The sequence below is a fragment of the Kitasatospora sp. NPDC058492 genome (assembly GCF_042720685.1).
Taxonomy (GTDB): domain Bacteria; phylum Actinomycetota; class Actinomycetes; order Streptomycetales; family Streptomycetaceae; genus Kitasatospora.
Window position 1 is genome coordinate 1 of sequence record NZ_JBHXMU010000041.1, and the last position, 18865, is coordinate 18865.

Genomic DNA, 18865 nt, shown 5'->3' on the forward strand with positions numbered 1-18865 from the left:
ACGCTCGACTGGGAAACCCCAGCCGAGCGCCTGCATAAACTGCTCGCGGCCTGATCAAACCGACCACGTGTTGCAACGACCCCTAGAAACCGCCGCCCGGGCGGGGGCGCCGGGTGTTCGTGCGTTTGGGGGGCACAGTGCGTGGCGTGTCCTGGAAGCGCTTTGACCGTGCGTCTTACTGGGGAGCGGCTGCTGGGACCGGCGGCCTCTGGACCGCCGCCCCCTGCAGAGGAGAGCACAGTGGCGCAGAGCAAGGCAGCCCTCGATCTCATTCCTTCGTGGAGCCGCTTTCCGAGGGTTGATGTCGTCCCGGCCCGGGATCCGGAGGCGGTGCGGGATCCGGAGGCGGTGGGGCTGCCGGTGGTCCAAGGGGCGGTGGCGGTGCCGGCGTGGATCGGGCTGGGCCCGGGGGCCGTGGAGGCCGCCGGCATGACGGGGGCGGCGGGCCGGGTGCTGCTGGTGCCCCGGGAGGACGGGCCGGACGTCGTGCTCTACGGGACGGGGCCGGAGGGTGCGGCAGGTCCCGATGTGCTGAGGGACGCCGGGGCGGCCGTGGCGCTCGCGGTGCCGGGCCGTTCGCGGCTGGCCGTCGTGGTGCCGTCCGGGGCGGGTGCGACGCCGGCGGAGGCGGCGCAGGCGTTGGTGGAGGGGCTGCTGCTGGCCCGTTACGGCTTCGATCCGCTCAAGCGCGAGCCGTCCGGCACGGCGCTGGAGGCCGTCACGGTCGTGGCGGGTTCGGACTCGGGTTCGGGCTCGGACTCGCGCGAGGCCGTCGAGCGGGGCGTCGAACGCGGGGTGTGGCTGGCCCGCGCGACGATGCTGGCCCGGGACCTGGCCAGCGCGCCGCCCAGCCTGCTGACCGCGCCGGACCTGGCCGAGGTCGCGGTGCGGCTCGGCGCGCAGTGCGGCCTGGAGGTGGAGGTGTTCGGGCAGCGGGAGCTGGAGGAGTTGGGCTGCGGCGGCCTGCTGGGCGTGAACCGGGGCGGCGTGGACGAAGCCCGCATGATCAAGATCACCTACCTGCCCTCCGACGCCGGTGACGGGACGCCCCGGCTGGCCCTGGTGGGCAAGGGCATCACGTACGACTCCGGCGGCATCAGCCTCAAGCCCGCCGACGCCGTGCACGCGACGATGAAGAACGACATGTCCGGTGCCGGCGCGATCCTGGCGGCCCTGTGCGTCCTGGCCGGGCTCGGCTGCCGGACGGCCGTGACGGGTTACCTGATGTGCACGGACAACATGCCCTCGGGTTCGGCGCTCAAGCTGGGCGACGTGCTGTGGATGCGCGGCGGCACGAGCGTGGAGGTGGTCAACGCCGACGCGGAGGGCCGCCTGGTCATGGCGGACGCCCTGGTCCTGGCCGGCGAGGAGCCGGGGGACGCGATCGTGGACATCGCCACCTTGACCGGCGCGTGTCTGCGGGCGCTCGGCGCCGAGACAGCGGGCGTGTTCGGCAACGCCCAGCCGCTGGTCGACCAGGTCCTGGACGCCGCCGCCCGCACCGGCGAGCCGGCCTGGCAGCTGCCGCTGTCGCGGCGCTACCGGCCGGAGCTGGACTCGGAGGTGGCGGACCTGAAGAACATGGGCGGCCCCAACGGCGGGGCGATCCATGCCGCGCTGTTCCTGGAGGAGTTCGTCGCCGGCCGCCCCTGGGCGCACATCGACATCGCCGGGCCGGCCCAGAACGACAAGCCGAGCGGCTGGCGCACCAAGGGCTGCACCGGCTTCGGCGCGCGCCTGCTCGCCGAGCTCGCGCTGGCCTTCACCCCTCCGTCGACGGCCGCGCGCACCGACTCCACCCGCTCGATCAGTGAGGAGGCCGGCCGGTGAGCGCCCTCGCCCACGCCCAGGCCGACGGACCGCAGGACAAGAGCGCCACCGCCTCCGGGAGCGGAAAGTCCGGCGGCGGGTCGGGGCGCGTCCTGGACGCCATCGAGAAGATCGGGAACAAGGTCCCGCACCCGGCCATCATCTTCCTGCTGCTGTGCGTCGTGGTGATCGTGCTGTCGGCGGTCCTGTCCGCGTTCGACGTCCACGTCACCAGCGAGACGGTCAAGTCCGTTCCCTACCCGGCCACGCAGGTCCACGAGGGCGGCACCGAGTACCCGGGCACCCACCTGCCGCCGGAGTCGACGTACACCCACCGCTACGAGACCGTCGTCGAGACGACGAAGGTCGAGAGCCTGCTGTCCGGCGACGGGGTCCGGTTCCTGTTCACCTCCGCGGCGCACAACTTCAACGACTTCGGCGTCGTCGCGGTCATCCTCGTCATCATGGTCGGCGTCGGGCTCGCGGAGGAGGCCGGACTGATCGCGGCCCTGATCCGACGCCTGGTCAGGATCTCACCACCGGAGACCCTCACCGCGATCATCGTCTTCGCCGGCATCCTGTCCAGCATCGCCTCCGACGCCGGCTACCTCGTCCTCATCCCGCTGGGGGCGGTCGCCTTCATCAGCGCCGGACGCCACCCGCTCGCCGGGATCGCCGCGGCCTTCGGCGGGGTCAGCGCGGCCTTCAGCGTCAACCTGCTCATCGCCCCGATCGACGGCATCATGACCGAGATCACCAACCAGGCGATCCGGCTCGTCAACCCCGGCCAGTCCCTCAACCTGACCGCGAACTACTACTTCGCGATCGGCTCCACGCTGTTCCTCACCATCGTCATCACCTTCGTCACCGAACGCATCATCGAACCCCGCCTGGGCCCCTGGCAGCCAGGGGACACCGCCGTCGTCGCGGACAGCGAGGAGCCCTCCGTCGACACCGCGGCCGAGGCCCGGGGGCTGCGCTACGCCGGCCTCTCGCTGATCGCGCTCGTGGTGGCCGTCACGCTGCTCGCGTTCATCCCCGGCGCGCCGCTGCGCAACCCGGAGACGGGGAGCCTGTTCGAGGACTCGCCGTTCATGGACGGCCTGATCGTCATCATCATGATCGCGTTCCTGGTGATGGGCCTGGCCTTCGGCGCGGGGGCGAAGACCCTGCGCGGCAGCGCCGCCGCGATGGACGCGATCACCAAAACCTTCGCCGGGCTCGGCGGCCTGATCTTCCTGCTGTTGATCATCGCCCAGTTCATCTCGTACTTCAATTACAGCAACATCGCCACGGTGGTCGCCGTGCAGCTCGCGGACCAGCTGGAGAGCGCGAACATCGGCGCGATCTGGCTCCTGATCGCCTTCATCCTGCTGACCTACGTCATCAACCTGATCATCCCCGGAATCATCCCCAAGTGGGCGATCTTCGCGCCGATCTTCGTGCCCCTGTTCATCCGCCTCGGCGTCGCGCCGCAGACCGTGCTGGCCGCCTACCGGGTCGGCGACTCCCCGACGAACGTCGTCACCCCGCTGATGGTCTACCTGCCGTTCATCGTCCTGCAGTGCCAGAAGTTCAGGAAGCAGGCCGGCGTCGGCACCGTCATCTCCCTGATGATCCCCTACACGGTCGTCGTGGCGGTGGCCTGGCTGCTGTTCTTCGTCGCCTGGTACGCCATCGGCATCCCGATGGGGCCGGGCGCACCCGTCAGCCAGTGAACCGGCGCCTGCCCCTCCCACCAGCAGGGTGAGACGGTGAGCGACGCCGTCCTGTGCCTGCTCGTGCTGGCCGTGGTCATCGCCCTGTTCGTGTGGAACCGGTTGCCCGTCGAGCTCGTCGCGCTCGGCTCCGCCCTTCTGCTGCCGGCCGTCGGGCTGCTGCCCGCCGACCGGGTCTTCGCCGGGTTCGGCGATCCGGTGGTCGCCCTCATCGCCGCCCTCTTCGTGGTCAGCACCGCCCTCCAGGCCACGGGCGTCACGACCTGGGCAGGCCGGGCACTGGCGGCGCTCGCCGGCACCGGTGAGCGCCGCCTGCTCGTCCTCACCATGCTCGCGGCCGCCCTGCTCACGGCCCTGATCACGGTCAACGGAGCCGTCGCGGCCCTGCTGCCGATGACCGTGCTGCTCGCCGTCCGCCACCGTCTGCCCGTCTCCAGGCTCGCGATGCCGCTGGCCTTCGCCGCACACGCCGGCTCGCTGCTGCTCCTCATCGGGTCACCCATCAACGTGATCGTCTCCGAGAGCGCGGCAGCGGCCGGTGCCCGGCCCTTCGGGTTCTTCGAGTTCGCGGTGGTGGGACTCCCGGTGCTGGCCGGCACCGTCGCCATCTGCGCCTTCCTCGGGCGGGCCCTGCTGCCCGCCCGCACACCCGACGCCCTCCCGGCCGACCTGAGCCGGCACGCCCGCACCCTGATCGACCACTACGCGCTGACCCGCGACTCGGCCGCCCGGCAGGTCCCGCAGGGCTCGGACGCGATCGGCGCGTCGGTCGAGCAGCTTGCCGCCACGGCCCAGGACGGGGTGCTGGTGCTCGGAGCCATGGCCGCCGACGGCCATGACCCACGGGGCACCGGGCCTCTCGCCGCCGGGGACATCGTCATCCTCCGGGGCACCCCGGCCGCCATCGACGGTTTCAGCGACCGCCACCGTCTGGAGCCCCTGCCCCCGCCGTTGGACGACCACCTCGCGAGCGTCCTCCTGGACCAGCACACGGGCCTGCTCGAACTCGTCGTCAGCCCGCGTTCCTCCTTCGCGGGCATGACCGCCTTCGCCGGTATGACCGACAGCACCGGCGACCTGGCCGTCCTCGCCGTGCACCGCCAGGACCGACCCGTAGGCCCCCAGCCCCTGACGCTCGCTCCGGGCGACCACCTGCTGCTCCGCGGCCGGTGGGACGAACTCGAGCGTGCCGGCGCCCGCCCCGGTGTGCTGGCCGTCGACCAGCCCTCCGGCATCCGCGGCCAGGCCGCCCCGCCAGGGGGCGCCGCCGTGCGCGCCCTCGCCGTGCTCGGCGGCATGATCGCTCTGCTCGCCTCCGGCGCCACGCCGCCGGCCGTCGCCGCGACCCTCGCGGCGCTGCTCCTGGTCGCCCTTCGCGTCGTGCGCGTCGACCAGGCCTACGGCGGCATCTCCTGGACCACCCTGGTCATCGTCGGAGGCATGTTCCCGCTCTCCGAGGCCATGAAATCCTCCGGAGCGGCGGAGAAGGTCGCCCACCTCGTCGTCACCGCGGCCTCCGGCAACGGCCGGCTGCTGCTGCTCGCGGTGTTCGTCCTCACCGCCGTACTGGGCCAGTTCATCAGCAACATGGCGACCGCGCTGATCGTCGCCCCGATCGCCGTCAACGCCGCCCGCGACGCCGGGGTCTCCGTCCTGCCCGTCCTGATGTGCGTCGCGGTCCCCGCCGCGGCGGCCCTGCTCACGCCGGTGGCCACCGCCGCGAACCTCATGGTCATGAGCCCCGGCGGCTACCGGTTCGGTGACTACTGGCGGCTCGGCCTGCCGGTCCTGGTCTGGTACCTCGTCGTCGCCACGACCGTCGTTCCCCTGGTCTGGCCGCTGTGAACGGAGCCGGCCGCCGTGAACGGGCTTGTGGACGGTTACTCGGCCGGGGTGTCGCTCCGGTCTGCGGGCGGCCTGCGGACCAGGCCCGCGGGGTCGACGAAGCGCACCGTCGTCCGGGCCCGGAGGCCGGCGGCGCAGTCGGCCAGCAGCCTGCGGGCGATCGGGCGTACGGCGGTGACGTGGGAGAGGTCGACCGTGACCAGCGGCCGGGGCTGGTCGCGGGCGAGGCGGCGGACACAGTGGACGATCTCCTCGGCGGCCGCGAAACCGAGGTCGCCCAGCAGCTCCAGGTGGTGCGCGCCGTGGTCGGTGCGCACCGCCTGGAGCGGTGAGCGGGCACGCTCGGTGTGCCGCAGGACGTGCAGGCCCAGCTCGGCGGACAGCTCGCGCAGGACGGTGCTCGCGCGGACGCTGTTGCCCCGAGGGTCCAGCGGGGGGCTGAACACGCCGACGCCGAACTGGCCGGGGCTCACGGCGCAGACCCCTCCGCCGACACCGCTCTTGGCCGGCAGGCCCACCCTCAGCATCCATTCGCCGCTGTGGTCGTACATGCCGCAGGTGGCCATGACCGACAGCGTGGCGCCTGCCGCGTCGGCGTCCACGACGCGGCGCCCGGTCACCGGGTTGCGCCCGCCGTTGGCCAGCGTGGCGCCCATGACGGCCAGGTCGACGGCGGTGACCTCGATCGCGCACTGGCGGAAGTACACGTCGCAGGCCTGCTGGGCCGGGCGCTCCAGCACGCCCTGGGAGAGCGTGAGGTAGGCCAGCGCCCGGTTGCGGTCCCCGGTGGCGGCCTCGGACCGGTAGACGTCCTCGTCGACCGTCAGCCGGCGGCCGGCGAAGCCCGACAGGGTGTCGCGGATCCGTTCGAACGCGGCCTCGCCGTCGCCGCCGATCAGCGCGGTCGTCACGATCGCCCCGGCGTTGATCAGCGGGTTCGCCGGGCGCCCGGTGCCCGCCTCCAGGCTGATCGCGTTGAACGGCTCCCCGCTCGGCTCGAACCCGACCCTCCTGGCCACCTCCGTCAGGCCCAGCTCCGACAGTGCCAGCGAGTACACGAACGGCTTCGAGACCGACTGGATCGTGAAGGCGGCCGACGCGTCACCGGCCTGGTAGGCGTGGCCCTGGACGCTGACCATGGCGAGGCCGAAGGCGTGCGGGTCGGCGCGGGCGAGTTCGGGGATGTAGCGGGCGACGTCACCGGCGGTATCGGCGCGGTGCCGTTCGACGAGTTCGGCGAGCACCGCCGTCACGGGCTCCATCAGCGCACCACGGCGGCGCGGCGCGCGGGCCCGGTCGGGCCCTGCCCCCGTGCGGGGGCCGCCCGGCGGAGGGGATTCACGGGGTGAGGAGGCGCTGCTTGGCCGCCGTGAACTCGTCGTCGGTCAGCATCCCGCTCTGCCGCAGTTCGACGAGGCGTTCGAGCTGGGCGAGCGTCTGGTCGTTCGGCGCGGCGGCCGGTGCGGCCGGTGCGGGCTGAGGCGCGGGCGCTGGCGGAGGCTCCGGCGCGGTGGCCTGCTGGTGCCGGGCGGCGACCCTGCTCGACACGGACGTGGCGGTCCCGGCGATGACGGCGGTGCGGGCGGCGGTGCCGATGAGCCCCGGGCGCCCGCCGCGCGACAGACGGCGGCCGATCATGACAGCCTCCTTCTCGGAGTCCGGCTCCCCTTCGAGAGTCCGATCCTTCAGAGTCCGATCGCGGCGAGGTCGGCCGCCACCACGGTGTGCGGCACGTGCTCGCGCGTGACGAGGATCCCGTCCGCGTCGTCGAGTGCCCGTAGCAGCGGCGCGGCCCAGCGGTGCTCCCAGACGATGATCGCCGCCGAGCACCCCGCCGGGATCTCGTCACAGATGCTGGCCAGGTCCTCGTCGCTCAGCAGGCCCATGATCTCGCCGTCCAGCTCGGCGAACACGGCCGCTTCGTCGCTGTCCAGGGCATCGAGTTCGAGGACGCGGACCGCGCCCTGCTCGTCCCTCTTGATGAAGGTGAGGTCGAGGATGCGGATGATCCCCTCGGAGGTCAGGCGCTTGAGCTCCGGCAGGATCGCCCCCCGGAACCGGTTGCCCGGGAAGGCCATGACGGCGTACTCGACCGGCCCGACGTCCATGGCGTCACGCCCCTTCCGCATCGCGTCCCCGCCCCTGCCTTCATCCTCCGCCGAGCCCGGCGCCGCCGCGACCGCGCGGACGGCTCACCCGTACTGATGACGTACTGAGGGCGCGCTGTTGACGAGTGGAACCGGATCGCCGGGGGCTGCGCCACCGCCCCCGGCGATCCGCCGCACCGCCGGGACCTGCGGAAAGCCGCCGCAGAGGGGTGAGCGCAGGCGGCCCGCCGAGGCGTGTGCGAGGAGCGGAAACGGGCGCCCGGCCGCGACGGGGAGCGGTACCGTCGGGCGGGTGACCCGACCGGCCGAAGAACCCTGCGACCGGACCTGCCGCGCACCCGCCGCGGCCGTGTGAGGAGGAGTCCTGTGTCATCGCCTTGTGACCCCCGATACGCCGCCGTCGGCGATGTGAGCACCGCGCTCATGATGATCGACTCCCGGCTCAAGGCCGTCTACGACGGTAAGACCGGGACGGACCCCGAACAGCAGCGGCTGGTCGACGAGTTCGCCGCATCCGTGGGCCCCGACGAGTTCAACGCGCTGCTGGACGGCGCGTGCACGCTCATCTACCTGTTCATGAACTGGCTGCGGTCGGCCTGCGAGGAGCACGACAAGGACGTCATCGAGCACGTGGTGCCCACCCTCGTGGCCACGATGCGCATGATGCCCAGGACCTTCCGCCCCGAGGTCATCCCCACCATGGCCGGCCTGGTGATCGCCGCGGGCAGCGGTCTGAGCCCCAACCTGTGGCGCGCGCAGTACGGACCATGGACCGGTGCCGAGATGAACCCCCTGGAAGCCACGGCCACCCTGCTCGCGGAGCACGTCAACCGGGTCTCCGGCGACGACCACGACTTCGCCACCCGCCTGATCACCGACGCCCTGTCCAAGCTGGACCAGGGCTGAGGCGCGGCGCACTGCGCGGGGCGTGGGACAGAGCGCGGTGGCGCGTCGGACAGCCCGGGAGTTGTCCGACGCGCCACCGTGTGCCCTCGACCGCGGGGTCGAGGGCCGGTCAGCCGGTGATCGCGGAGAGCCGCCGTCGCGGTGTCACGACTGCTCGCCCGCCCGCAGTTCGGTGGCGATCTGGCGCCGGCCGGTGACCAGCGTCTCCAGCACCACCCCGAGGCCGACCAGCAGGGCCAGGCCCGCGGTGGGCAGCAGCACCGGCATCAGCGCGGGGGTGACGAGCTCCCCGACCCTGGCGCCGACCAGGGTCGAGATGTCGAACGCGCCGCCCAGCAGGGCGACCGCCGCCACCGCGACCAGCCCGCCGCCGACGGCGGCCGCCAGGGTCTGCGGCAGCGCCTCGGCGACGATCAGGGCCAGCCCCTGGCGGGGCCGCAGGCCCATGGTGCGCAGCCGGGCGAGCACGGCCGTGCGGTCGGGCGCGGCCCGGAACAGCGTCAGCAGCACGGCGAGCAGGGCGAACCCGGCGCCGGCGGCACCCGAGTACCAGAACAGCCGCCCGGCGGCGTGCTGCAGCGGGTCGCCGCCGAGCTCGGCGACGGTCTCCCGGCTGCTGTGCACCGTGTATCCCGCGGGCAGGCCGTGGACGGCCTTGCCGACGGCCGCGGCGTCGTCCGCGATCATCTTGGCCAGGCCGGTCGGCTGGACCCCGCCGTTGTCCCGCAGTGCCGTCCTGACCGCTTCGGGGTCGACCTCGCCGACGGCGAACCACTTGTTCACCCGCTTGGCGTCCGGCAGTCGCTCCCAGGCGGGGCCGGCGGGAACGACGGCGAACGGCCTGCCCGGGTCCGGCAGCGCGGGGGTGGCGCCGACGGTCCCGGCGACAGTGAGGCGCAGGTCGTTGCCGTTGGGCGTGCGCACCTGGGACGACCCTGCGGCCAGGCGCTCGGCCAGGTCGCGGCTGACCAGCGCGGGCACCGGGGTGTCCCGGCCGCCGGCCGCCCCGGCCAGCTTCGCCGGGTCGAACCCGCCGGCTCCGAGGGTCCGGGCGATCTCGGCGTACGCCGCCGGATCGGTCACCATCACCAGGTAGGCCTCGGTGTAGCGCTGGTCGGCGCCGGCGATGCGGGCTTTGGGCTCGACCCAGGCCGCGGTCGAGGCCCGGACGCCGGGCAGGGCGTCGGCGGCCTTGGTGAACGACTCGGACAGGGTGGCGTAGCCGGGGAGGGAGACGCCGATGTCCCCGCCCGTGGAGATGCGCGCGGCGCGGGTCCGGGCGTGATCGACGGTGTCGAGCACGGTGGCGCCGAAGCCGGTCGTGGTGACGGCGATCACCAGGGCGAGCAGCGGCAGTGCGGAGGGCCGGCGGCGGCCCGAGCTGTCGCGGGCGGCGCGGGCCAGGCCGAGGAAGCCGATCAGGCCGCGGCCCCGGCCGACGAGGGCGGCCAGCCAGCCGACCACCATCGGCTCGATGCGGGCCAGCAGCAGGCCGCCGGTGACGGCGAGCAGGAGCGGGGCGGCCACCAGCAGCGGATCCAGCCCGGAGCCGGTACCGACGCCCCGGCGCCGGACCTCCGCCACGGCCGCGGCGGTGACCGCGAGGACGGCGAGTTCGCCGACCAGTCGGCGTCGGCCGCCGGCCGGCCGCCTGCGTGCCCACAGCAGGGCCGCGCGGGCCGGGAAGGCCAGCAGCGCGATCAGGGCCGCGGCCAGGGCCGCCAGCACCGAGCGGTCCCAGCGGGGGGTGGGCAGCAGCACCAGGGCGAGGGCCGTTCCGAACACGGCGGCCGGCAGGACGGTGACGGCACCCTCGGCGATCAGCCGTCGCAGCACCCCGGCACGGGAGCCGCCGCGGGCCTGGAGCAGCCTGATCTCGGCGGCGCGCCGGTCGGTGGTGAGGGCGGCGGCCAGGAACAGCACCACGGTGGCGACGCCCGCCACGGCGACCGGGCCGATCGTGCTGAGCGGTAGCGAGGCCTGGTAGCGGTCGTTCGCCCGGGTGAGGATCTCGGGAAGGCCCGAGGAGGTGTGCAGGTCGGTACGCCGGGTCGCGTCGGCCAGGGCGGTGGCGTCGCGCCCGGTCAGGAAGGAGCTGAGGATGCCGCGGGTGCGGTCGAGCTGGTCGGCGTGCAGCGAGGCGGCGTCGACGGGCAGCCGCCAGAAGTTCTCGGCGTTCGAACCCCAGCGGGCCAGCGCGGGCAGGCTGTCGCCGTCGACGAATCCGCTGGTCATCCAGTGCTCGTGCTCGGGGTCGGTCCTCAGGCAGGCGCGGGCCGGGCAGCCGAGCTCGTCCCAGAACGGGTCCTGGGGGTCGTTGATCTGGTACAGGCCGACCACCGCGGTGGTCCGCTTGGCGCCCGAACCCTCGGTGCCGTTGTCGATGACGTCACCGAGCTTGATGTGGATGCTCTCGGCGGCCTTCTTGCTGATCACGATCGGCAGCGGACCGCCGGCGGCGGCGGGGGTCGGCCAGGTGCCGTCGGTGAGGGTGGCCCGGGCGGCCAGGTCGTGCAGGTAGAGCAGGCCGAGGACCGGGTCGGTCCTCCTTTCCGCGAACCGGTCGTACTCCGGATTGCCCATGCCGCGGTCGCCCAGGGCGCGGGCGCCGTAGGCCTGGCCCGACTGGGTCAGCGTCAGCTGCCGACCGACCAGCTCGGTGAGCTGCTGCTGCACCCGGTCGAGTGCGGCGGCCTTGTCGTCGTCCCGCGTCTTGGACGTGGTCTGCAGGCTGGTCTGGTTGAGGCCCTTCTGACTGACGAAGTCCTGGAGCGCGGTGTCCGCGCCCCGGTCCGCGATGCGGGGGAAGGCCGCCGCCAGGAAGACGGCGACGAATGCCAGGGCCGCCATGAGCAGCGCGGCCAGCGGGTTCGCCCGCAGCCTGGTGCGGACCCAGCGCGCGGGGCGGTGGGGTGTCCCGGGAGCGGTTCCGGGCGCGGGCGAAGGGGTGGGCACGGTGGTGCCGGCCCGGGGGGTCACATCTCCTCCACGTGGCGCAGCCGGGTGGCCACGTCTCGACGGCGGCGTCCGGTGGGGAAGGCCGACAGCAGCGGGGCGGCAGCCGCCAGCGGCCGTCGCCCGCGCGGTCGGCGCCCGTACGGTCGGCGCACGACGAAGCCGAGCATCAGGTTCTCCCCCCGGTCGCGTCCCGGCCCCACCCATTGCTCCGATCCAGGCACATATCGGCCATGGACGGACACCTCGCGGGCATGCCGGTGCAGTGATCACCGACATTCGGTCGCCGGATAGCGGACGATGCTGTCAGATTCGCTCCGGGAACGGAAGGGATTTGCGCGAATCAAGTAAGCAAGGAACAAATGCCATGCACACTTCACAATTCCGGTATCGCCGCACCCCTTTGACCAGGGGAAATTCCTTTCCCGAATTTTCCGCTCGGAATTGTGAACCAGAGAGCCGCCGCGTCCGTTGGCCCGGGCCGCCACCGGCCCGGTGGTGGCCCAGGCCGAACTCGTTCCGGAGGAGATTCGATAACGATGTTCTGCCGCATTGTCCGAGAAATCCGGGATTTCGGTCGGAAAGCGCGGTCATTCGAGATCACCGGCCACCACCGGCGGGCGGGGCCTATAAGACGAGGGGGTCCGGATCCTTGGCCGCCGGATGCTCCTCCGGGGCCGTGGTGCTCAGCGCGCGGGCCTCGCGGTCGAGGGCCAGGTGGAGGCCGACGGCCAGCATGGGGATCGCGGCCAGCACGAACGCCCACTGTATGTCCCAGCCGACCAGCAGGCCCATGGCCGCGATGGAGAGCGGTTCCAGCGTGGCCCGGGGCAGTTCCATCACGCTGCTGACCCGGCCCAGCACGTCCGTCGGGGTCCTGGTCTGGATGAACGTCGGCAGCGCGACGTCGCTGGAGTACGCGACGCCGATCCCCAGCAGGGTGAGCACCACCGCCGCGCTCCACACGCTGGGAAGGAAGCCCAGCAGCACGAAGGCGGTCCCCTCGCAGAGCGTCATCCCGATGATGAGCAGCCCCCAGCGGCGCGGCAGCCCGGTGAAGACCGCGCCGATGGTGCCGATCAGCTGCCCCAGCCCCCAGGCGGACAGCAGGACGCCCAGCGCGAGCGAGCCCTGGGGGAAGGTCTTGGCCAGCGCGGGCAGCCCCACGCTGAAGAGGCCGCTGTAGCTGAGGGCCGCCGCGCCGATCAGCAGGAGGACGGTGCGGATCTCCCGGCTGCGTCCGGCGTAGCGGAGCCCTTCGACGATCTCCCGGCGGATCGCCGTGAACGACTTGGCGCCCTCGTCGGCCTCGCCCGCCTGGTCGGAGGCCTGGTCGCCCAACTGGTCGCCCGCCTGGTCGGACGGTTGTCTGCGGGGTGCGCCGAAGACCGTCAGGGCGGCGAAGAAGAAGGTGAAGGCGTTGAGCAGGATGGTGGTCGACGTCCCCACCGCGGCCACGAGGGCGCCGCCCAGGATCGGCCCCAGCAGCCGGGCCCCCTGCTCTCCGAAGCCGACGAGCGCGTTGCCCCGGGCGAGGTGCTCGGGCGGCAGGAGGGAGGGGATGATGCTGCCGGCCGCCGGCCAGAAGAACGCTTCGGCGACGCCGGTGAGCGCGCCGAGGGCGTAGAGGTGCCACGTGCTCACGTGGTCGGCCAGGGCGATCAGCCCCAGCGTGGCGACGGCGAGCCCCCGGAGCGTGTGGGAGCAGAACATGACGGCGCGCGGGGAGAGCCGGTCGGTCACCGCGCCGCCCACCAGCATCAGCACGCCCCGGGGGACGGCCTGGACGAGCAGGATCGTGGCCAGCGTGGTCGTCGATCCGGTCTCGTTCAGGATCAGCCAGATGAAGGCGACCTCGAAGCTGTAGTCCCCCACCAGGGAGACGGTCTCGCCCAGCCACACCCGCCGGAAGGGCCGGTGTTTCAGTGGCTGTCGCACCTTGTCGAGCATCGACTACCTCTCTGCTGTTCCACTTTTCCACGACGAAGGACTGCGGGACACTGCGGGGCACGTGCTCTTCGACGCTCTCGGCGGGGCGTGCGCGGCCGGCCTGTGGTGGGGAACGTTCTCTTCACTGGGGTGCGAACTCCAGGTGGAATCTGTCATGGACGGATGTGATGAGCCGGAGCAGCTCGTCATGGGTGGCGACGGTGCCCCGGACGAACGCCAGACGCTGTGCGGGGTGGCGCCAGTCGACGGGCTGCCCCGGGGCCGTCGCCACGTCGACCTCGCCGACGCCGGGGAGGGCCCGTACGGCGTCGGCGCCGTCGATCGCCCGGACGGTGCCGACCGTGCGCGGAGGCACGATGAAGTACTCGAAGGTCACCGCCGCCGGCCGGGGGGCCGTGACGGGCTCGACGGTGCGCTCCAGGGCCAACGCGAAGGCGAGGGCGAGCAGATCGATGCCCAGCGCCCGGTCCAGCAGGCCCACGGCACGCCCGCCGACGCGTCCGTTGACCTCGATGACGCGGGGGCCGTCCGGGGTGAGCTTCACCTCCGTGTGGGTCACCCCGGTCGTCACGCCGAGGGCCCGGACCGCGGCCGCCGCGAGTTCGGCGGCGTCCTTCTCCACGGCGGGCGTGAGGGTGGCGGGCAGGAACAGCCCGGTCTCCCGGAGCGGGTCCGCCAGGGCGAACTTGCCGGTGACGCAGAGGGTCGTGACCTCCGCGTGCTGCACGACGGCCTCGACGGAGACGTAGTCCCCCCAGTCCGGTCCGGCCACCGTCGGGTCCCCGGGCAGGTACTTCTCCACGACGAAGTCACGCGGGGCGCTGTGCGGGCCCGCCGGCTCGTCACCGGGTCCGGGGCCGGGCCCGGGGACGAGGCCGACGTCGGCCAGGGCGCGCCGCTGCTGCTCGCGGTCCGCCAGCCGTACGGTGTCCTGGCTGCCCGCCCCGGTACGGGGTTTGAGCACCACGGGGTAGCCCAGACGGGCCACGGCGGTGTCGACCTCGGCGGCGGACCGCACCACGACGCTCGGGGTGTGGTCGACCCCCGCCGCCGCGAACGCTGCGCGCTGGTCGGCCTTGTCGGTGAGCAGCCGGACGGTGTCCGGCCGGTGGTAGGGCAGGCCGAGGGCCTCGGCGAGCCGCGCGGTGCCGGCGAGGCAGTACTCGCTGAAGGTGACGATGCCCACCGGGCCGTACCCGCGCAGCAGTTCGGCGGCGGGGGTGTCGTGTCCGCTGATCTCGCAGACCCGGGCCCGTCGGCGCATCCCCGCGAGCAGCGGCGCCACGCCCGGGACGGCCGGGTCGCAGACGAAGACCACGTCGCACAGGCCGCGGGCGGCGCCGAGGATCTCGGCCGGCCCCGCCGACCCCCTGCCGTAGACGACGGCGACCGTGGGAAGCGTGCCCGTCACGGGGACCCCGCCGCGCCGGCCGGGCCCGCGGGGGCCGGTGCGGCCGGGGCCGCCTGGCGCCGGGCGGACTTCGGGGTCATGTCGACCCACTCCTCCTCGATCCTGCGCAGGCAGTCCTCGCGCGACGCCGGCTCGCCCACCGTCCCCCACCCCAGGGGGACGTCGTGGTAGGTGGGCCAGATCGAGTACTGCTCCTCGTGGTTGACGACGACGTGGTACTGGTCCTCGGTCACGGCGCGTCGTTCTCCTTTGCCTTCGGGGCGAGCTCGGGCAGGCCGTGACGTTCCACAGCGGTCACGTACAACTCGCGCAGGAGCGGGTCGCGTACGCGGCCCCGTTCGTAGTGGGCGCGGAAGTTCTGATCGTAAATCCTGAACCAGGCGCGGTGCTTGTACAAGAAGAGCACATCGTGGGGCGCCATCCGGCGGATCGCGAACAGGCCGACGGGGGCCACGGAGACGGGGAAGAGCGGGTTGCGCACGGCCCGTTCGTCGCAGTGCGGGTGGAACTGACCGACCATCAGCCCGTGGGCGACCGCGCTGTTCTTCAGGCCTTCGTACGCCTCGTCGAGGACCCGCCAGCCCTCCGGCCCGGTGGCCGGCAGCACCACGATGCGGCAGTCGAGGGAGGCTCCGGTGTGGGTGCGGCTGCGCTCGGTGCCGAGGGCGAACGTGGACATCTCCGCCTCCAGGGCCTCGCGCAGCTGCCGCGCGTCCTCCCCGGTGATGTCGTAGCGGAAGCTGAACTGGGCGTCCTTGCCGCTGAGGGCGGGCGGGATGAAGGGGCAGACCGGCCCGGTGCGGCCGATCTCGTCGTGGGGCCGGCTGATGTACTGGCGCAGCCAGGTGTGGACCTGGGCGAAGTCCCGGGCGTGCCGGGCGGGCGACTGGGGTTCGATCACCCGGATCCACAGGCCGTCCATTCTGGCCAGATCATTGTCCTGATCCTGCATCACCTGCGTCATGCGACGGCCTCCTGTGCTCGGTCGCCGTGGGGTGCCGGGGTGGCGCTCGGGGCGGTCAGCCGGCACAGATCGGCGTACGTGGGAGCGGCGTAGAGCTGGGCGAAGTCGAGGGTCGGTCCGAGCTGGGTGCGCACCTGTTCGACCAGCCGCATCAGCCCCAGGGAGGTGCCGCCGTCGGCGAAGAAGTCGGAGTCGGGCAGCGGGCGGTGCCCCGTCTGGGACTCCCAGGCCGCGGCGAGTGCGGGGTGGCCCGGGGCGGCGGTGCCGGGCGCGTCGTGCGTCCGGGCGTCCGCGTCGTCCGCGTCGTCCGCGAGACGGGCGAGGGCGGCGCGGTCCACCTTTCCGGTGGGCCCCAGCGGAAGGGCGCCGACCGCGATGATCCGCTCGGCCACCAGATGGCGCGGGGCCCGCTGCCACGCGCCCCGGCGCACCGCGTCGGTGTCGACGGACGCCGGGGTGAGGAAGGCGGTCAGGACGGCGCCGTCGGGCCCGGTGCCGGCGATGACCACGGCGTCGTCGACGGCGGGGTCGGCGGCGAGGACCGCCGCCGCCTCCGCCGGATCGGTGCGGAAGCCCCTGACCTTCACCTCGTCGTCGGCGCGCCCGAGGAAGTCCAGGGCGCCGTCGGGGAGGTGGCGTACGCGGTCACCGGTGCGGTACATGCGGGCACCGGGCCGGGCGGAGAAGGGGTCGGCCACGAACCGCGCGGCGGTCGAGGCGGGGTCGTGCAGGTAGCCGCGGGCGAGCCGGGGGCCGCCGAGGAAGAGCTCGCCCTCCGCGCCCGGGGCGACGGGCCGCAGCCGTTCGTCGAGGACGTGGCACGTCGTTCCCGCGATGGCGGTGCCGATGGGGAACGCGGCGGAGTGCTCGCGGTCCCACGCGGCGGCGTCCCCCAGGGTGCTGAAGGTGGTGTTCTCGGTCGGGCCGTAGCCGTTGACCAGCCGGGTGGCGGGGTGGGCGGCGGTGAAGGAGCGCGCGGCGCCGGCCGGGACGGTGTCACCGCCGGTGACGAGGGTGCGCAGGGTGCCCAGCGCCGGGCCGTGGTGGGTGGCCATGAGGCGGAAGAGCGGGGCCGTCAGCCAGGCCGTGGTGATCTGCGGCCGGGCCAGCAGGGCGGCCAGTTCGTGGAGCGCGAGGGGGTGGCGGTCCGCGGCCGTGATCCGGGCCCCGGCCAGCAGCGGGGACCAGATCTCGAACGTGGACGCGTCGAAGGCGAGGGTGGAGTGCAGGAGCACGCCGTCGCCGGGGCCCAGCCGCAGGGACTCCGCCCCGAGCGCCAGCCCGGTGACCCCCCGGTGGGTGACGCCCACGGCCTTGGGGGCTCCCGTGGTGCCGGAGGTGAACATGATGCAGGCCAGGTCGTCGGGGCCGGCCGGTGCGGACGGCACCGCCGTGGTGGTCCGCTCCGTGAGGGAGGGGATGTCGTGCACGGGGATGCCCAGGTCCGCCACCGGTGGGCGGTCGGCGTGCAGGGCCAGGGCCGCCCGGGCCGTCCCGGCCATGAGCCGGACGCGGTCCGCCGGGTACCGGGGGTCCACCGGGACGTAGCAGCCGCCCGCCATCAGGACGGCCAGCATGGCGAGGACGGTCCGGCGGTCGCCGTGCCCGACGATCAGCACGGCGGTACCGGAGTCGACGCCCTTCGCCCGGAGCGACGCCGCCGCGGCGCGCGCCCGCGTCAGCAACTCCCCGTAGCGGATCTCGCCGTACCGGTCGGCCAACGCCACGCGCTCGGGGAACGCCTCGGCGACGGCGGTGAAGCACTGCTCGATCCGGGCGTGCGGCGCGGTCGTCATCGTGCCCCCGAGGGGTGCTTGCGGGCGTTGCCGAGGCCGGTGGTCGCGGTGCCGGTTCCGGGGCCGGGGTACGGGCCGGTGCCGGGGCCGGGGTGCGGGGTGAACACGGCGCGCGGGCTGGGGTCCGGGGTCAGGGCGATGGCCGGCCGGAGCCCGGTCGCGGCCCGGTCGCCCAGCAGGGTGAACCGGCCGTGCGCGAGGATCGTCGCCGTGGCGAGCTGCGCCTCCAGCAGCGAGAACTGCCGCCCCAGGCACTGGTGGGGGCCCGCCCCGAAGGGGAAGTACTGCTGGACGGGCGGGCGCCGGCCCAGGAAGCGATCCGGGCGGAACTCCTCGGGCGCCTCCCACAGGGCCGGGGCGCGGTGGATGGCGTAGGTGCTGGCCAGGACGAGGTCGCCGGGCTCCAGCCGAACGCCGGCCGCTTCGACGGGGGTGTCGATGCGGCGGAAGAGCGCCCACGCGGGCGGGTGCAGCCGCAGCGATTCCTCGACCACCGCCAGCGTGTACGGCAAGGACCCCTGGGGGATCGACGGCGCGGCGCGCAGGGTGCCGAGGTCGGTGGAGCGGACCTCGTCGAGGGTGCGGGCCAGGGCGGGGGGAGAGCCGGCCAGGTTGTGGAAGGTCCAGGTGAGCAGGGTGCCCATGGTCTCCACGCCGGCCACGAAGATCGACATCAGTTCCTCGCGCAGCACGTCCTCGGGGCGGTTGCCGAGCGTGTCCCCCCGTTGGTGCAGGGCGGCGACGAGCGACGGCAGGACCCCGTCGGCCGTGGCCGGCGCGGGCGCCTGGGCCGCCCGGTGCGCGATGAACTCCTCCAGCACCGCCCTGTCCCGGGCGAACGCCTCGCCGTCCGCGTCGGTGACGGTCTCCGGGGCGAACAGCCGCCGGTCCAGGTAGTGGACGGCCGTGTCCACCGTCGAGGCCAGGGAGGCCAGTTCGGCGCCGGTCAGCTCCGGGTCCACGAGCCGGAGGATGATCTCGATGCTCAGCTGCTGGAGGGTGTGTCCGAGGTCGAACTCGCGGCCCGCCCCGGGCAGCAGCCGACGGCGGACGAAGTCCTCCGTGCTCTCCAGCACCAGGGTGTGCAACTCGGCCACGGCCCGGGCCGAGAACATCGGGCGCAGCAGGGCGCGGCGGTGGCGCCACTGCTCCCCGGAGGCGACCACGAACAGTCCGCTGCCCACCAGTTCGCGCAGCAGCCCGCGGTGGTTGCGGGTGCCGTGGGCGAGGGCCGCGGCGGCGACGGCGGGCTCCGCCGCGACGATCAGCCGCGTGCCGTCGTCCAGCGGGACGGCGCTGACCGTCCCCTCGTCGCGCAGCCGTGTCATCAGCCCCAGGGGGTCGCTGCCGAGCTCCTGGTCGAACTCCTCGTAGCCGACCGAACTCACGGTGATGCTCGCCAT

Annotated in this window: 15 protein-coding genes; 4 read left to right on the plus strand and 11 right to left on the minus strand. The window is 73.5% G+C overall.

Annotated features, from left to right (window positions below; translation table 11 throughout):
• Positions 1 to 240: 240 nt before the first annotated feature.
• The 3 genes from ACFWPI_RS25110 to ACFWPI_RS25120 are packed head-to-tail and all read left to right on the plus strand — an operon-like array spanning position 241 to position 5372.
• Positions 241 to 1830, plus strand: coding sequence for a leucyl aminopeptidase family protein (locus ACFWPI_RS25110; protein WP_380372390.1), 1590 nt, complete (start codon positions 241 to 243; stop codon positions 1828 to 1830).
• Complete coding sequence (locus ACFWPI_RS25115; RefSeq protein ID WP_380372387.1) at positions 1827 to 3527, plus strand: AbgT family transporter; 1701 nt, start codon at positions 1827 to 1829, stop codon at positions 3525 to 3527. The genes ACFWPI_RS25110 and ACFWPI_RS25115 overlap by 4 nt, the downstream gene beginning before the upstream one ends.
• 36 nt (positions 3528 to 3563) lie before the next feature.
• Positions 3564 to 5372 carry an SLC13 family permease gene (locus tag ACFWPI_RS25120; protein ID WP_380372384.1) on the plus strand — a complete coding sequence of 603 codons (1809 nt, stop codon included), beginning with the start codon at positions 3564 to 3566 and terminating at the stop codon, positions 5370 to 5372.
• A 35-nt stretch (positions 5373 to 5407) separates the two neighbouring features.
• Here ACFWPI_RS25120 and glsA read toward each other — a convergent pair whose 3' ends face one another.
• The 3 genes from glsA to ACFWPI_RS25135 form a co-directional block, all read right to left on the minus strand.
• Positions 5408 to 6634, minus strand: a complete 1227-nt coding sequence (gene glsA, locus ACFWPI_RS25125; protein WP_380372382.1) for a glutaminase A — start codon at positions 6632 to 6634, stop codon at positions 5408 to 5410.
• Between the two features lie 76 nt (positions 6635 to 6710).
• Complete coding sequence (locus ACFWPI_RS25130) at positions 6711 to 7010, minus strand: SHOCT domain-containing protein (protein WP_380372379.1); 300 nt, start codon at positions 7008 to 7010, stop codon at positions 6711 to 6713.
• A 47-nt stretch (positions 7011 to 7057) separates the two neighbouring features.
• Positions 7058 to 7480 carry a DUF6325 family protein gene (locus tag ACFWPI_RS25135; RefSeq protein ID WP_063352198.1) on the minus strand — a complete coding sequence of 141 codons (423 nt, stop codon included), beginning with the start codon at positions 7478 to 7480 and terminating at the stop codon, positions 7058 to 7060.
• Positions 7481 to 7846: 366 nt separating this feature from the next.
• Here ACFWPI_RS25135 and ACFWPI_RS25140 point away from each other — a divergent pair, with 366 nt between their 5' ends.
• On the plus strand, positions 7847 to 8386 hold the full coding sequence (locus ACFWPI_RS25140; protein ID WP_063352197.1) for a hypothetical protein: 540 nt from the start codon (positions 7847 to 7849) through the stop codon (positions 8384 to 8386).
• 144 nt (positions 8387 to 8530) lie between these two features.
• Here ACFWPI_RS25140 and ACFWPI_RS25145 read toward each other — a convergent pair whose 3' ends face one another.
• The 8 genes from ACFWPI_RS25145 to ACFWPI_RS25180 form a co-directional block, all read right to left on the minus strand.
• Positions 8531 to 11365, minus strand: coding sequence for a hypothetical protein (locus ACFWPI_RS25145; RefSeq protein WP_380372375.1), 2835 nt, complete (start codon positions 11363 to 11365; stop codon positions 8531 to 8533).
• Positions 11362 to 11511, minus strand: coding sequence for a hypothetical protein (locus ACFWPI_RS25150; protein ID WP_380372373.1), 150 nt, complete (start codon positions 11509 to 11511; stop codon positions 11362 to 11364). The genes ACFWPI_RS25145 and ACFWPI_RS25150 overlap by 4 nt, the downstream gene beginning before the upstream one ends.
• Positions 11512 to 11968: 457 nt before the next feature.
• On the minus strand, positions 11969 to 13279 hold the full coding sequence (locus ACFWPI_RS25155) for an MFS transporter (RefSeq protein WP_380372371.1): 1311 nt from the start codon (positions 13277 to 13279) through the stop codon (positions 11969 to 11971).
• A gap of 133 nt (positions 13280 to 13412) precedes the next feature.
• Complete coding sequence (locus tag ACFWPI_RS25160) at positions 13413 to 14702, minus strand: ATP-grasp domain-containing protein (protein WP_380372368.1); 1290 nt, start codon at positions 14700 to 14702, stop codon at positions 13413 to 13415.
• Complete coding sequence (locus ACFWPI_RS25165) at positions 14699 to 14935, minus strand: MbtH family protein (RefSeq protein ID WP_380372365.1); 237 nt, start codon at positions 14933 to 14935, stop codon at positions 14699 to 14701. The genes ACFWPI_RS25160 and ACFWPI_RS25165 overlap by 4 nt, the downstream gene beginning before the upstream one ends.
• Positions 14932 to 15666, minus strand: a complete 735-nt coding sequence (locus tag ACFWPI_RS25170; RefSeq protein WP_380372363.1) for a DUF6875 domain-containing protein — start codon at positions 15664 to 15666, stop codon at positions 14932 to 14934. The genes ACFWPI_RS25165 and ACFWPI_RS25170 overlap by 4 nt, the downstream gene beginning before the upstream one ends.
• Positions 15663 to 17462 carry a non-ribosomal peptide synthetase gene (locus ACFWPI_RS25175; protein WP_380372360.1) on the minus strand — a complete coding sequence of 600 codons (1800 nt, stop codon included), beginning with the start codon at positions 17460 to 17462 and terminating at the stop codon, positions 15663 to 15665. Before ACFWPI_RS25175 ends, ACFWPI_RS25170 begins: the two co-directional genes overlap by 4 nt.
• Complete coding sequence (locus ACFWPI_RS25180) at positions 17459 to 18865, minus strand: cytochrome P450 (protein WP_380372357.1); 1407 nt, start codon at positions 18863 to 18865, stop codon at positions 17459 to 17461. Before ACFWPI_RS25180 ends, ACFWPI_RS25175 begins: the two co-directional genes overlap by 4 nt.

Coding starts and splice junctions, on each gene's coding strand:
- glsA (WP_380372382.1), bottom strand. CDS start 6,634: ATGGAGCCCGTGACGGCGGTGCTCGCCGAACTCGTCGAACGGCACCGC.
- ACFWPI_RS25130 (WP_380372379.1), bottom strand. CDS start 7,010: ATGATCGGCCGCCGTCTGTCGCGCGGCGGGCGCCCGGGGCTCATCGGC.
- ACFWPI_RS25135 (WP_063352198.1), bottom strand. CDS start 7,480: ATGGACGTCGGGCCGGTCGAGTACGCCGTCATGGCCTTCCCGGGCAAC.
- ACFWPI_RS25150 (WP_380372373.1), bottom strand. CDS start 11,511: ATGCTCGGCTTCGTCGTGCGCCGACCGTACGGGCGCCGACCGCGCGGG.
- ACFWPI_RS25170 (WP_380372363.1), bottom strand. CDS start 15,666: ATGACGCAGGTGATGCAGGATCAGGACAATGATCTGGCCAGAATGGAC.
- ACFWPI_RS25175 (WP_380372360.1), bottom strand. CDS start 17,462: ATGACGACCGCGCCGCACGCCCGGATCGAGCAGTGCTTCACCGCCGTC.
- ACFWPI_RS25180 (WP_380372357.1), bottom strand. CDS start 18,865: ATGGCGAGCATCACCGTGAGTTCGGTCGGCTACGAGGAGTTCGACCAG.